Source organism: Flavobacterium sp. P3_A6 (assembly GCF_056403035.1).
The window spans coordinates 1-590 of record NZ_JBFUGG010000078.1; the positions used below are offsets into that span (position 1 = coordinate 1).

General features: G+C 56.4%; 1 protein-coding gene. It reads left to right on the top strand.

Annotated features, from left to right (window positions below; all coding sequences use genetic code 11):
- The coding region (locus AC1DVP_RS21400) for an Ig-like domain-containing protein (RefSeq protein WP_477185487.1) at positions 1-590 on the top strand (590 nt) is incomplete at both ends.

Consider the following 590-nt stretch of genomic DNA (forward strand, 5'->3'; position numbering starts at 1 on the left):
CAAATGGTATTCAGCTACAGCAGGCGGGACTTTATATGCCGGCACCGAGACGCTTGTTACGGGAAGCTATTATGCCAGCCAGACGGTAAACGGCTGTGAGAGTGCGCGGGCTTCGGTATCGGTAACGATCACGGCCAGCCCTTCAGCCCCGACAGCTTCGGCTCAGACCTACTGCTCTGCGGAGGCTAAAAAAGTAAGCGACCTAGCCGTGTCAGGAGCAGGGATCAAATGGTATTCTGCTCCAGCAGGCGGGACTTTATATGCCGGCACCGAGACGCTTGTTACGGGAAGCTATTATGCCAGCCAGACGGTAAACGGCTGCGAGAGTTCGAGAGCTTCGGTATCGGTAACGATCACGGCAAGCCCTTCAGCCCCGACAGCTTCGGCTCAGACCTACTGCTCTGCGGAAGCCAAAAAAGTAAGCGACCTAGCCGTGTCAGGCACAGGGATCAAATGGTATTCAGCTACAGCAGGCGGGACTTTATATGCCGGCACCGAGACGCTTGTTACGGGAAGCTATTATGCCAGCCAGACGGTAAACGGCTGTGAGAGTGCGCGGGCTTCGGTATCGGTAACGATCACGGCCAGCC